This window comes from Bacillus sp. SIMBA_008, assembly GCF_046535495.1.
Lineage (GTDB): Bacteria > Bacillota > Bacilli > Bacillales > Bacillaceae > Bacillus > Bacillus subtilis.
In genome coordinates, this window is sequence record NZ_JAWRWL010000003.1 from 23,143 (window position 1) to 37,368 (window position 14,226).

General features: G+C 43.8%; 10 protein-coding genes and 1 pseudogene. 1 reads left to right on the forward strand and 10 read right to left on the reverse strand.

What is annotated here, in order from left to right; genetic code table 11:
* Position 1 precedes the first annotated feature (1 nt).
* The 6 genes and pseudogenes from SB658_RS10765 to mcpB all read right to left on the reverse strand — a co-directional run bounded on the left by SB658_RS10765 (position 2) and on the right by mcpB (position 10,574).
* Positions 2-2,071 (reverse strand): bifunctional aldolase/short-chain dehydrogenase, encoded by a 2,070-nt coding sequence (locus SB658_RS10765; RefSeq protein WP_003244479.1) that lies wholly within the window; start codon positions 2,069-2,071, stop codon positions 2-4.
* A 137-nt stretch (positions 2,072-2,208) separates the two neighbouring features.
* Positions 2,209-4,197, reverse strand: a complete 1,989-nt coding sequence (locus SB658_RS10770; RefSeq protein WP_038828460.1) for a methyl-accepting chemotaxis protein — start codon at positions 4,195-4,197, stop codon at positions 2,209-2,211.
* Between the two features lie 112 nt (positions 4,198-4,309).
* Complete coding sequence (locus tag SB658_RS10775) at positions 4,310-5,260, reverse strand: methyl-accepting chemotaxis protein (protein ID WP_369877620.1); 951 nt, start codon at positions 5,258-5,260, stop codon at positions 4,310-4,312.
* Positions 5,255-6,298 (reverse strand): annotated as a pseudogene (gene mcpA / locus SB658_RS10780) (methyl-accepting chemotaxis protein); the annotation flags it as partial. The gene SB658_RS10775 and the pseudogene mcpA, both read right to left, overlap by 6 nt.
* 122 nt (positions 6,299-6,420) lie before the next feature.
* Positions 6,421-8,409 (reverse strand): methyl-accepting chemotaxis protein TlpA, encoded by a 1,989-nt coding sequence (tlpA, locus tag SB658_RS10785; RefSeq protein ID WP_085185966.1) that lies wholly within the window; start codon positions 8,407-8,409, stop codon positions 6,421-6,423.
* Positions 8,410-8,585: 176 nt separating this feature from the next.
* On the reverse strand, positions 8,586-10,574 hold the full coding sequence (gene mcpB / locus SB658_RS10790) for a methyl-accepting chemotaxis protein McpB (protein WP_003243461.1): 1,989 nt from the start codon (positions 10,572-10,574) through the stop codon (positions 8,586-8,588).
* Positions 10,575-10,731: 157 nt separating this feature from the next.
* On the opposite strand from mcpB, the gene SB658_RS10795 reads away from it, so the two are divergent.
* Positions 10,732-11,469, forward strand: coding sequence for a protein-glutamine gamma-glutamyltransferase (locus SB658_RS10795; RefSeq protein ID WP_003243977.1), 738 nt, complete (start codon positions 10,732-10,734; stop codon positions 11,467-11,469).
* A 13-nt stretch (positions 11,470-11,482) separates the two neighbouring features.
* Here the strand turns inward: SB658_RS10795 and SB658_RS10800 are convergent, their stop codons facing one another.
* The 4 genes from SB658_RS10800 to SB658_RS10815 form a co-directional block, all read right to left on the reverse strand.
* Positions 11,483-11,737, reverse strand: a complete 255-nt coding sequence (locus SB658_RS10800) for a hypothetical protein (protein ID WP_003244393.1) — start codon at positions 11,735-11,737, stop codon at positions 11,483-11,485.
* 257 nt (positions 11,738-11,994) lie between these two features.
* A complete protein-coding gene (locus SB658_RS10805) occupies positions 11,995-12,393 on the reverse strand; it encodes a secondary thiamine-phosphate synthase enzyme YjbQ (protein WP_003243483.1) in 399 nt (132 codons plus the stop codon).
* On the reverse strand, positions 12,353-12,487 hold the full coding sequence (locus SB658_RS10810) for a hypothetical protein (RefSeq protein ID WP_003243642.1): 135 nt from the start codon (positions 12,485-12,487) through the stop codon (positions 12,353-12,355). The genes SB658_RS10805 and SB658_RS10810 overlap by 41 nt, the downstream gene beginning before the upstream one ends.
* Positions 12,488-12,512: 25 nt before the next feature.
* Positions 12,513-14,177: a glycoside hydrolase family 13 protein gene (locus tag SB658_RS10815; protein ID WP_003243842.1), complete on the reverse strand. Its 1,665-nt coding sequence runs from the start codon at positions 14,175-14,177 to the stop codon at positions 12,513-12,515.
* Positions 14,178-14,226 lie beyond the last annotated feature (49 nt).

The window sequence follows — 14,226 nt, forward strand, 5'->3', positions numbered from 1 at the left end:
TCTAACGCGTAAAAGCAGCAGGGACGCCGCCGTCTACCGTGATCATGCAGCCCGTTGTTTTTTCGGCTTTGGAAGAAGCGAAGAATGCAATGGCTTCGGCAATATCCTCCGGGTAAATATTGACGAGCAATGCTGTCCGTTTCCGGTAATGTTCCTCCAGCTGATCCGGTTCAATCCCGTACGCCGCGGCTCGTTCCTCACGCCAGCTTGAACCCCAGATTGCCGATCCTTGAAGAACTGCATCAGGCAAAACGGAGTTGACCCTAATGCCGAATTCTCCGCCTTCTGCTGCGATGCATCTTGCTAAATGGGTTTCAAGCGCCTTAACAGAGCTGTAGGCAGAGGCGTTTTTTCCCGCATAAACTGAATTTTTCGATCCGACAAATACCATGCTTCCGCCTCTATTTTGATGTTTCATCTGTTTAAACGCTTCACGGGCTACAAGGAAATAGCCTGTTCCTAAAACATTCATATTAAGATTCCATTCTTTTAGACTTGTTTCGTCAAATGGGCTTGATGTGGCCAGCCCGGCATTATTGACGACGATATCAATGCCGCCGTAAGCAAGCGCCGCTCGTTCAAAAGCTGACTGTACGTCTTCCTCCTTTGTCACATCCATTTTGACAGCCATTGCCCGTCCTTTTCCGTATGCATCGTTTATTTCCCCGGCAATTTTCTGTGCGCCTTCTATATTCAGATCAGCTACGATCACGTGCCCTCCCTCAGCTGCAAATCGGCGGCATGCCGCACTGCCGATTCCGCCGGCTCCTCCAGTTATCAGCGCTACTTTTCGGGAAAATTCTGCTTCCGGCGGGGCCAGCGTGAGTTTATATAGTTCGAGCGGCCAATATTCGACATGGTAGGACTCATTTTCATGTAAAGAAACAAATTGCCCCAGAGCGGTTGCTCCTTTCATTACGGCGATGGCCCTCCGATATAAAGCCCCGCTTACTTTAGACATCGCATAACTTTTTCCTGTATTCACCATTCCGATTCCAGGAATCAATATCACCCGCGGGGCGGATTCAAAGATTTGATCCCCATCCTGCTGATTGCGTGTAAAGTAAGCCTGATACTCTGATGTAAAGGTCTCGACTCCTGACTTGATCAGATCCGCAAGCTTGTGCACATCTTGAGTTTCCGGATTCCAATCAATGTACAGCGGAACCCGTTTTGTGTGAACAAGGTGATCCGGGCATGCCGCACCGATTTGCGAAAGTGCTGGCGCTTGGACACTGTTTACAAATTCCAAGACATCGTCATGATCATCATAGGAAAGGATCATTTTCTTTTCTTCACTTACTGCTCCTCTGATCACAGGCATGATGCCTGCCAAGATTTGTTTTCTTTTATCCTCCGGCAGAGGCTGATACCTTTTGCCTCCGAATACCTCATGCTGATTGATACGATCGTTAATATACTGCTCGGCTTCTTGAATGATGGATATCGTTTTTTGATAACATGTTTCAGACGTCTCTCCCCAAGTGACTAAGCCGTGTTTCTCCATTAATACAAGCTCGGCGTGGGGATTGTTTGCTACGCCTTCAGCGATCATTTTAGACAAAGTAAATCCAGGACGGACGTATGGCACCCATACAAACCGATTTCCGTAAATGTCTTCAGCGATTTGTTTTCCATTATCCGCACAGCATATGCTGATAATCGCATCTGGATGGGTATGGTCAACATGTTTGTATGGCAGAAAAGCGTGTAATAGCGTTTCAATTGAAGGGCGGGGATGTTTGCTGTCTATCATACAATGAGACAGGTAGTCTACCATTTCTTCATCGGGCATTTGGTCCCTTTTAATCAGCGGGCGGATATCATCTAATTTCAAACCGGAAAAGTTATGCGCTTTCATTGTTGCCAAATCCGAACCGCTTCCTTTTACCCACATGACTTCTATTTCACGGCCTCTAAAATCCTTTTCCGTTGTTTTCATAGATGTATTCCCCCCGCCCCAGTTGCAGACAGTGCGGTCTGACCCGATCAGATTGGACCTGTACACCAATTCCTCTACACCTTTAGGTAGCTGTGCAGCTCGCTCTGAATCCCATATATGTTTCACCATATTTGATATTCCTCCATACCCTTTTATTTGTATCCGTTTTCATTATATATGATTTCTGTTTGTTTTTGAATCTTTTTTGTTTATTTTTGCTTTTTAACAAAAAAAGAAAGCAGCAGATATGCCGCTTTCTCGTTTCATTATGATTCTATTTTAAATTTCTTCGTAATGTCCTGAAGTTCTTCCGCCATGTTTGCCAACGTTTCCGCTGAAGAGCTGATTTCTTCCATGGAAGCAAGCTGTTCTTCCGCCGAAGCTGCGATATCCTGAATGCCTGCTGAGCTTTCTTTCGCCACTGCAGAAATATCTTCAACAGCACTTGACACTTCCTGTGATCCGGCTGACAGTTGTTCAACCGTCGCGTTCAAGTTTTGCAATTCGCCGGAAATTTGGGTTGTCATCTCATAGATTTGTTTAAAGCTTTCCGCTGTTTGATCCGTAATCTGCAAGCCTTCTTTCACTTCATGATTCACGGATTGGAACATTGTAAGTGAGGTGCTGATTTCCCTGACAATCTCTTGAATTAATCCTTCAATTTCCTTGGCGGAGTCTGCTGATTGTACAGCAAGTTTTCTAACCTCTTCCGCAACTACTGAGAAACCTCTTCCGTATTCTCCCGCTCTTGCCGCCTCAATCGCAGCATTTAATGCAAGCAGGTTGGTTTGATCAGCAATGCCGTTAATCACATTCAAGATGCTTGTGATGTCTTGCGATTTTGTTTCAAGGCCCTTCACAACAGCTTCCGCTTTTTGAACGGATTGGTCAATTGTTTTCATCTGGCCGACTGTATGCTCCACCAGCTTTTCTCCGCTGCCCGCTGCCTCAGAGGACTGAATCGATGATTTCGTAATGGTTGAAGAGGCCTGAGCCACTTTTGAAATCCCCTCGTTCATTTGAGAAAGATGATTTGAGCTTGTTTCCAGTTTCTCGCTTTGTGCCTCGTTGCCATCTGAGAACTGTTCGATGGCAAGTGTAATATGTTCAGTTGCCTTGCTTGTTTGGGCTGCGCTTGCTGTCAGCTCCTCAGAAGATGAAGCGACGTTTTCTACAGACGTTTGAATAACGCCGATTACAGAACGCAATGATGCAGACATTTCATTAAAGCTTTCGCCAAGCTGGCCAAACTCGTTTTTCGAGTGAATGTCAATGACTTCTGTGAGATCTCCGCTGCTGATTTTTGCAGACGTTGAGACAAGTTTTCTTAACGGCTTGGTGATGGCACGGATAATATAGAGTATGAGTATGCCGCCGATTACTATTGACACGCATAGAATGATAACCGCAGTGTTCAGCACCGGGCTTGAAGCATCTTGCAATTCACTGACAAAATATGTGCCCGCGATTTTCCAGCCAGTCAGTTTATTTGTCGTAAAGGCCATTTTCTTTTCTTTGCCTTCGAATGTATATTCAAATGAGCCTTCTTTTTTGGAATATACTTGGTTTGTCCAATCGCCGGAACCGGTTGTCCCCGGCTTAATGGTCGGATGGGCGATATATTTTTTGTTGCCTGTCGTAATAAATGCAAAGCCTTCTTTACCGATTTTGATTCTTTTTGATGCAGTAAGCACTTCATCCAGGTTTAAATCCAGCGCTATAACCCCTGAACCGTCTTTTAATTGTTTTGAAATTGTGACAACGATATCTCCTGTCGCTTCATCGGTATACGGTTCTGAGAAAACAGCCTGTCCTTTTTCCGCAACCGCCTGTTTGTACCAGTCACGTCCTGTCGGATCGAAACCTTTCGGAACACCGCTATCCGGATATTTATAAAGCTTCTTATCTTCTGAGGCAGCATAGATTGCGCCTACATCGTCGTTAAGTGTCGTGTACTGCTTAAATTTCTCTTTCAGTAATGTTTTGTTTTTGCCTAACAATATGTCTTTATCAACTGTCTCACTATAATAATCTATTGCTTTTACTTTATCTTCTAATTTATTTTGCAGCGTACTGTTTAGTTCTTCAACATTTCCCTTCGCACTGCTTATGAGCTCTCTGTCTAACGCGTTCCAAGCTGATTGATAACTGAAATATGCTAAAACCCCAACCGGCAAAATAAGCACTGCCAGAAACGCAGCGATTAGCGGTTTGCTGATCGATGGCTGTTTGATCCATTGTATGAATTTTCCCATTCTCGTTGACTCCTCCTTTAAGATAAATCTAATATCGTCAAACTAGGATAAAAGGTTTAATAAAAAAACTAAAAAAAACACCCAAGCGCAAAAGCTTGGGTGTTAAGGCTTATTATTCAATTTTGAATCGTTTGGTCATATCCCGAAGCTCTTCCGCCATAGAGGAAAGGGTCTCTGCAGACGAGCTGATTTCTTCCATGGAAGCTAGCTGCTCTTCAGCTGACGCCGCGATATCTTGTATATGCGCTGAGCTTTCTTTTGAAATCGATGCAATGTGCTCAGACGCTCCCGAAACTTCTTCGGAGCTGGCAGAAAGCTGCTGAACCGTCGCACTCATATTTTGCAGTTCGCCGGCGATTTGGTTCGTCATTTCAGAAATGCGTTTGAAGCTCATTTCTGTTTTATCTGTGATGTCAAGTCCTGTCTGCACCTCTTGATTGACAGATTGGAACATGCCGAGTGATGTATTGATTTCCTTCACAATTTCGATGATTAATCCTTCAATCTCTTTTGCTGAATCTGCTGACTGTACTGCCAGTTTTCTTACTTCTTCCGCTACAACGGAGAAGCCGCGGCCGTACTCGCCTGCGCGCGCTGCTTCAATTGCTGCGTTTAAGGCAAGCAGGTTCGTCTGGTCTGCGATGCCGTTGATCACACGCAAAATGTTTGTAATATCTTTCGATTTCGTTTCCAATCCGCGTACGACTTGCTCCGCTTCTTTAACGGACTTGTCAATGACATTCATTTGGCCGACGGTTTGATGAACAAGCTTGCCGCCTTCACTTGCAATTTCTGTCGATTGAACAGATGAATCAGTGATCACTTCAGAAGCTTGAGCCATATTCGTCAACCCGTCATTCATTTGATATATGTGCTCTGCTGCCGTTTCAATGTTTTCGTTTTGTTTTTCATTGCCGTTAGAAAATTGTTCAATCGCCAATGTAATGTGCTCTGTTGCCTTGCTCGTTTGCGCAGCTGATGCAGTGAGCTCCTCAGAGGAAGCGGCAACATTATCTACGGAATCCTGGATGGCGTGTATGAGAGAACGAAGTGACGACGCCATATTGTTAAAGCTTTTGCCGAGCTCGCCCAATTCATCTTTTGAACGGATATCAATGGTTTCCGTCAAATCTCCCTCGCTGATCCGCTTAGAGGAACCGACAAGCTGTTTCAGCGGTGTTGTAATCGACCGAATGATCAATGTCATGACGATAATCCCTATGATAATAGCTGCGGCCAAGACAATTAAAGCAAGGTGAAGGACAGGCTGGGCTGCCTCATGGATTTCATCCAAATACATGGTGCCGCCGATCTTCCATCCCGTCAACTTGTTTGTGTCAAAGGCCATTTTTTTCTTATCGCCATCCATGGTGTATTGAAAATCGCCTTTATCAGCGTTCAGCATCTTATCGAGCCAGTCGCCTTTTAATTCAGTTCCTGATTTTTCATTCGGGTGTGCGACAACTTTTTTGTCCTTCGTCATGATAAATGCGTAGCCTTGTGTGCCGATGTTGACTTTTTTGGTTGTTTTCAGCAGATTTTCAATCGTCATGTTGATTGCAATAACGCCTGAACCATCTTTTGTCTGCTGGGCGATTGTCACAACCATCGTATTTGTCGACGCGGTTTTATAAGGGTCTGTGATCACGACTTTCCCTTTATTTGCAACCGCTTTTTTGTACCAGTCGCGTTCAACCGGATTATAGCCGCTTGGCATCGGAAGATCCGGATAACGGGTAAAGTGTCCTTTTGTGTCGCTTGTATAAATGGATTCTACATCCTTGTTAAGGCTGATATATTGTGAGAATTTCTCTGCAATGCTTGCATTGCTTTTTGCATTGTATTTCTCTTTTGTCAGCCATTCGCTGAAATAATCAGCACTGTTTTCTTTTTCGCCGATGCTGGTGTTAATGATTTCGTTTAATTGCTGTACATTTTCCAATGCGCTCCCCATCATCTGTCTGTCGAGTGAGCTGCTAGCCGATTGATACGCAAAGATCGCCAATATGACAACCGGTATGATGAGGATCGACAGAAAGGAAACGAGAAGCTTCCGTGTAATTGATCTTTGTTTTATGAGTTGGAGTATTTTTTTCATCATTCATTTCTCCTTTTTTATGCTACCCTTCATATCGGCTGGAAATGGGTAAATATATACAGCAAAAAAGAAGAAATTTAACAAAAGTAACTAATTTCCCATAAATAAATAGTATTTTAGACCTATTATTTATCTACTTTAAATTGTTTTGTCAGATCACGGAGTTCTTCAGACATTCTTTCAAGCGTCAGTGCAGATGAACTAATCTCCTCCATGGATGCCAGCTGTTCCTCAGCTGAAGCGGCGATATCTTGGATGCCATCCGAGCTTTCCTTAGAAATTGCTGTGATATCATTTGAAGCTGCGGAAATTTCTTGAGCTCCCGCTGACAGCTCCTCAACCGTCGCATTCATGTTTTGCAGCTCGGAAGCAATTTGATTGGTCATTTGAGATATATGTTTGAAGCTCTGTTTAGTTTCATCCGTCATGACAAGCCCTGTTTCAACTTCTTTGTTTACGGACTGAAGCACGTTCAGTGATGTGTGAATTTCCTTTACGATTTCACTGATCAGCGATTCAATTTCTTTTGCCGAGTCAGCCGACTGTACCGCGAGCTTTCTCACTTCCTCAGCGACGACTGAAAAGCCACGGCCGTATTCACCCGCTCTGGCCGCTTCAATGGCAGCATTTAAAGCCAAAAGATTGGTTTGATCCGCAATACCGTTGATGACACGCAAAATATTTGTGATATCCTTTGATTTGATCTCCAGCCCTTTCACCACTTGTTCCGCTGCTTTTACGGAATGGTCAATTGTGTTCATTTGACCGGCTGTTTTCTGGACGAGTGTCTCCCCTTTACTTGACACTTCTGTTGAATCTGCGGATGTTTCTGTAATCACTGCTGCAGCCCGCGCCAGCTCTGCCAATCCGTCATTCATTTCATTAATTTGTTCGGTTGTCGTTTCTATTTTCTCGCTTTGGCTCTCACTGCCGTTTGAAAATTGCTCGATAGCCATCGTAATGTGCTCAGTGGCTCTGCTTGTCTGGTCTGCCGATGCAGTCAGCTCTTCAGACGATGAGGCAACGTGTTCTACTGAGTCTTTGATCCCGTGAATGAGCGAGCGAAGCGAGTGTGCCATATGATTGAAGCTCTCGCTCAGAACACCGAGTTCATCTTTTGAATTGATTTCAATCGTTTCGGTTAGATCGCCTTCACTAATTTTTTCAGCGGATGCGACAATGCGTCTCAATGGCTTTGTGATGGATCGAATCACAAAATAAATCGCCGTCATTCCAGCTGCGATGGCAATTGCCAGAACGATTGAAGCCATGATCAGAACCCTGCTTGCAGCATCGTGAATCTCGTTTGCATACATCGTGCCGCTAATTTTCCAGCCTGTTGTTTCGCTTGTTGCAAATGCCATTTTTTTCTTTTTGCCTTTGTACGTATATTCAAAGTCCCCGCTTTTATCCTTGTAGAGCTTATCAACCCAGTCCCCTTTTAGCTCTGTTCCCGCTTTTTCTCCGGAGTAGGCGATGACTTTCTTGTTTTGGCTCAAAATAAAAGCATAGCCTTCTTTTCCGATATTGATTCCTTTCGCGGTAGTGACTAAGTCATCAATTTTCATATCAATGGCGACAACGCCTGACCCATCCACCGTTTGACGGGCGATGGTGACGACCATTTTTCCTGATGAAATCGATTCATAAGGCTCAGTGACAATTGTTTTGCCTTTATTGGCCATTGCTTCTTTGTACCAATCTCGTTCCAAAGCATTAAAGTCGCTTGGCATGTCAGCGTACGGATAACGTGTGAAGTCCCCGTCTTTGCCGCTTGAAAATACCGCAGCGACATTATCATTCATTTGGATAAATTGTTTAAATTCCTGTTTCAGCTCTGTTTTCTTTTTATCCTGAAATTTTTCTGCTGTAGCCCAATCGCTGAAATATGCGAGGCTTTTTTCAGTAGTGCTGATTTTATCATCAATGATGTGATCTAATATCTGAACATTTTCCTTTGCGCTTTGCGTCATCTGTACATCAAGTGAGGCAACTGCTGATTGATAAGCGCTAACCGAAAGGGCGGTTATCGGAACAATTAAGATCAGCAGGAAAGAAATAATAAGTCTCCTTGCAATTGATGATCTGCGAATAGTGGTGAGTGTTTTTTTCATTTCCTTTTGAACCTTCTTTCAATAATTTACAAATTATATCGGCGGATCTTCCTTTAAATTACATTGAAAATGGAGGAAAAAATGAAAAATAGTTCTAAATTCACCTGTTAAACTAGGACTTTATTATTGTTTACCATATAAAAAAACAGCGCTTTGATAGCGCTGTTTTTCGGTTTTTACTCGATTTTAAATTGTTTCGTCAGATCGCGAAGCTCTTCTGCCATCTGCGCAAGAGTCGTCGCTGAGGAACTGATTTCTTCCATGGAAGCAAGCTGTTCTTCAGCTGATGCGGCAATGTCCTGGATGCTTGCCGAGCTTTCTTTCGACACGTCTGCAATGCCGCTGACTGCTGCTGAAACATGCTGTGAACGGTCTGACAGCTGCTCGACGGTGGAATTCATCGTCTGCAGCTTGCCCGCGATTTCGTTTGTCATGCTGAAAATGCTCTGGAAGCTTTCTTTTGTATTGTCTGTGACAACAAGTCCGGACTGTACTTCCTGATTGACCTCTTTAAACATGTGAAGAGAGGTGTCGATTTCTGCGACGATTTCTTGGATCAGCTTTTCGATTTCTTTCGCTGAATCGGCTGATTGGACAGCCAGCTTGCGCACCTCCTCCGCTACGACAGAGAAGCCGCGTCCTGACTCTCCGGCACGCGCCGCTTCAATGGCTGCATTTAGTGCAAGCAGATTTGTTTGGTCAGCGATTCCGTTGATGACTCTCAAAATGCTTGTGATGTCTTTTGATTTTCCTTCTAAGCCTTTGACAACAGCTTCAGCCTGCTGAACAGATTGATTAATCGAGTTCATTTGTCCGACTGTCTGCTGCACAAACTTCTCACCCGTTCCGGCGATTTCCGTTGATTGGATAGATGCCTTTGTAATATCTGACGATGTTTGTGAGACTTGCTGGAGTCCTTCATTCATTAAGTTCAGCTGATGAGAGCTGGATTCAACCTTTTCGCTTTGCTCCTCGTTTCCGTTTGAGAACTGCTCAATCGCCATCGTAATATGCTCGGTGGCTTTACTCGTCTGCCCGGCAGATGCGGTAAGCTGTTCGGAAGATGCGGCCACATTGTTCACCGAGTCCTGAATAGCGCTGATCAGAGAGCGGAGAGATTGTCCCATTTCATTGAAGCTTTCCCCAAGCTCTCCAAGCTCATCCTTTGAATGGATTTCGATCGTTTCGGTCAGATCCCCCCTGCTGATCGTTTTCGATGATTGAACAAGACGTTTTAACGGTTTTGTAATCGAACGAACGATAAACAGAATTAAAATTCCGCCTGCCACAATGGAAGCAATCAGCACAATCATTCCTGTTGTCAGCACAGACTTTGAGGCATCCTTAATTTCATCCATATACATTGTGCCGGCTATTTTCCAACCAGTCAGTTCGTTTGTAGTATAGGTCATCTTTTTATCTTCGTTATTAAGAGTATACTGGAGTTCACCGCTGTCATTCGCATACATTTTGGCTACCCAGTCGCCTGAAAGCTTTTCTCCAGCCTTATGGTTCTTGTGGGCGACATAGGTTTTGTTTTTTGTTGCAATGAAAGCATAACCTTCTTTTCCGACCTTGATTTGTTTCATTTGTTCTAACAATTTATCAATGGTAATATCCATGGCGACAACGCCAGATCCGTCCTTCAGCTCCTGTGCAATGGTAATGACCATGCTTCCGTCACTCGCAGCCACGTAAGGATCTGTCACGACAATTTCACCGCCGGCCTTCATCGCATCCTGGTACCAAGGCCGTTGTCTCGGGTCGTATCCTTCCGGCAATTTTTCTTTTGGCGCTTGTACATAAGTGCCGTTATCTGCGCCCCCATAAATTCTGGCTACTCCTTGATTAATAGATACATATTGTGAAAATTTAGCTTTGATCTCTTCTTGATTTGATTTCCCTTTGAATGCGGATCTTTTAAGAGATTCACTGAAAAAGGTGACTGCTTTCGCTTTTTCTCCCAGATCATTTGTAACAGTTGTATTAAATGTATCGACACTGTTTTTCGCATTTCCCATAATTTCCTGATCCAGCTTTCCGCTGGCGCTTCGGTAAGAGCTAAATTCTAATATAAGAATAGGGATAATGAGAATCGCAATAAATGAGACGATTAATTTCTTTGAAATAGACGGTTTCTTCAGCCAATTGATAAAAGTCTTCATGTCACTTGCTCCTTCAGGTTTGATACAGTATATATCGGCTGCTTAAAAAAGTTTTAAAATAAAAAATGGAAGAAGTTCTTTTTGGCTGTCTTCTGCCTTTTTAACTTTCATTGCCCAAGCTCTTTGCATATCTTATAAAAAACAAGGGGGGCTAAACATGATTATTGTATCAGGACAATTGCTCCGTCCCCAGGATATTGAAAATTGGCAGATTGATCAAGATCTGAATCCGCTCTTAAAAGAGATGATTGAGACGCCTGTTCAGTTTGATTATCATTCAATTGCTGAACTGATGTTTGAGCTTAAACTGCGGATGAATATTGTAGCAGCGGCAAAGACGCTGCACAAAAGCGGGGCGAAGTTTGCCACTTTTTTAAAAACATACGGGAATACAACGTATTGGAGGGTTTCACCGGAGGGCGCCTTGGAGCTGAAATACAGAATGCCGCCTTCAAAAGCGATTCGGGACATTGCAGAGAACGGCCCGTTTTATGCGTTTGAATGCGCAACCGCAATCGTTATCATTTATTACTTGGCCTTAATCGATACAATCGGAGAAGATAAATTCAATGCCAGCTTTGACAGAATTATTTTATATGACTGGCATTATGAGAAATTGCCGATATATACGGAAACAGGACACCACTTTTTCCTTGGAGATTGTTTGTATTTTAAGAATCCTGAATTTGATCCGCAAAAGGCGCAATGGAGAGGCGAAAATGTGATACTACTGGGGGAAGATAAATATTTTGCCCATGGTCTTGGAATCTTAAACGGAAAGCAAATTATTGATAAGCTGAATTCTTTTAGGAAAAAAGGAGCCTTACAGTCAGCCTACCTTCTGTCTCAGGCGACCAGACTGGATGTTCCGTCTCTTTTCCGCATCGTCCGCTAAAAAGCCCCATCGCCTATTTTCCGGACGATGGGGTTTCAAATGCCTTTCGTTTTCGATAGAAGGGGGCTGTGCCAAAATATTGGTTCGCAGCCCACTCCATTTTTTCAAGGTCATTTCTTGTCACGATTGGATCCTGGCTGCTCCATTTGATAAAGCGGACAAAATAGTAGCCTTTGATAGGAACCATTGTAACTTTTGAGTGAGGCCAGCCTTCAAATACAAACTCAATTTTCCCTCTTTTTTTATAAGAATATTGAAGAATGTTCATATCTGTCACCTCAGTTTATCAAGTTACGTTCGGCAAAGCTCGGTACGTTTACATCCATTGATTAACTATCCCTCATGCAGGCTTTCCGGAAAACAAAGGGTGAGGCGCGTGTCTCTTTCCCTCGCTTTTTATTTCGCATATGGACGAATGCCAAGCACGCCTTCATTCGATAAAGCCGCAGCGTGGGCGGGTGTGACAAGCCCTCCGGCTATCGGCGCTTGTTCAGCGATCATGCTTTTGTCATAAAAAACAGCCTATTATCCCATCATTTTGATATAGCATGTCCGGGTGCGAGGCCCGTCAAATTCGCAGAAATAAATGCCCTGCCACGTTCCAAGAATAAGCCGGCCGTTTTCCACAATGACATGCTGTGAAGCTCCGACCGTACTCGACTTCATGTGTGCAGCTGTATTGCCCTCCATATGGCGGTCCAGCTCATGTTCCCACGGATATACCTCATCAAACCTTCTGAGCATATCTTTTTTGACGTCCGGATCGGCATTTTCATTAATTGTAATGCCCGCAGTCGTATGCGGACAGTAAATCAGCGCTGCGCCGCTCGTTATACCTGTTTCTTGAAGAAACGCTTCCACCTCCCGGGTGATATCTATCATTTCATCTCGTTTGGTTGTTTTGATTTGCAGTGTTTTCAGCATTTGTTTCTCCTTTCGTTTGTCCGCTCTCATCGCTTAATTCGTTCTGTGTTCTTTTTTTTCCTGTTAAACCGCTCTCATAAACCCGATAAAACAAAAAAACTCCAGTCTAAGGCTGGAGTTTAGCACCATAGATATATTCTTGCTTCATACGGCTTTAAGAGTACTGATGTCATATGCTTGTGCGGCTCTGTTTCAATATTTGACAAGACGAGTGCATCTGATGACAATGGCAATCCAGAGTGCCTGAACAACGCCGGTGTTCCTGTCAGATTGGCCGCAATCAGTGCAGTATGGCTCTCGTTTTTCCGAAGATATGCAAAGATTTGCTGATCTTCCGGTAAAATGAGCTCGTATGTCCCGTTAATAAAAACATCATATGTTTGGCGCAGCTTGATCAAGCTTTTGTAAAAATGGTAAACGGATGTTTTATCGTTTTTTTGCGCCTCGGCATTCAGCCATTTGTAATTCTCATTGATTCCGATCCACGGTTTGGCCTCAGAAAATCCGGCGTATGGACCAGCATTCCATTGCATCGGCGTTCGCGAATTGTCTCTTCCCTTTTTCCAGACAATCTTCATCACATCCTCGTGTGATGTGCCTTTCGCTGTTTTTGTTTCATACAGGCGTTTCAATGCGACATCATCATAGTCCTCAATAGATGGAAAAGCCACGTTCGTCATCCCGAGTTCCTGTCCCTGATAAATAAACGGTGTGCCTTTCATGAGAAAATAAACAGCGGAAAGCGCTTTTGCACTTTCTTTCAGGTACACTCCGTCGTCTCCCCACACAGAAACTGAACGGGGCTGGTCGTGATTCTCCATAAACAAAGCATTCCAGCCGATCCCTTCCAGACTGTCCTGCCAGTCAGTTAAAATTCGTTTAAATGCAACGATATCAATACTTTCATTGATCTCTACATCCCACAGGCCGAGATGCTCAAATTGAAAAATCATGCTGAATATGCCGTTTTTTTCTCCAGCCCAATCAGCTGCTTCTTTTGCAGCGACGCCGTTTGCTTCACCAACTGTCATAATCGGATAGCGGGAAAATGTGTTTTCCTTCAGCTCTGTTAACAAATCCATAATGCCGTCAGCATTCATATGATAAGGAAAGGAAGGGACATAGTCCAGTCCCTTTGGATTCGGCATGTCAGGAAACCCTTCTTTTTTCTTAATATGCGTAATGGCATCCACCCGAAATCCGTCAATTCCTTTATCAAGCCACCAATTGATCATGTCATAAACGGCATTCCTCACCTTTTCATTTTCCCAATTCAAATCAGGCTGTTTTTTATCAAAAAGGTGCAGATAATACTGGCTTGTCTTTTGATCATACTCCCAAGCCGGCCCGCCGAAAATGCTTTCCCAATTGTTGGGCGTTTTTCCGTTTTTGCCGTCTTTCCAAATATACCAGTCGCGCTTTTCCGAGTGTATGGATGAACGGGATTCTATGAACCATGGATGTTCGTCGCTTGTGTGGTTCACAACGAGATCCATAATCAGCTTCATATCCAGATCATGAATGTCACCAAGCAGCTCATCAAAATCTTCCATCGTGCCAAACTCGCTTAATATGTTTTGATAATCCCTGATATCATAGCCATTATCGGCATTCGGTGAATCATACAGCGGGCAAATCCATATGACGTCAGCGCCCAGCTCTTTTATGTAAGAAAGCTTGGTTCTGATTCCTTGAATATCCCCGATTCCGTCGCCATTTGAATCTTTAAAACTGCGGGGGTAAATTTGGTAAACTACGGCTTCCTTCCACCAAGCCTTTTTCATACAGCCACTCCTTCCCAGTGTACCGTTCTTATATATCCTATGTAGAAAA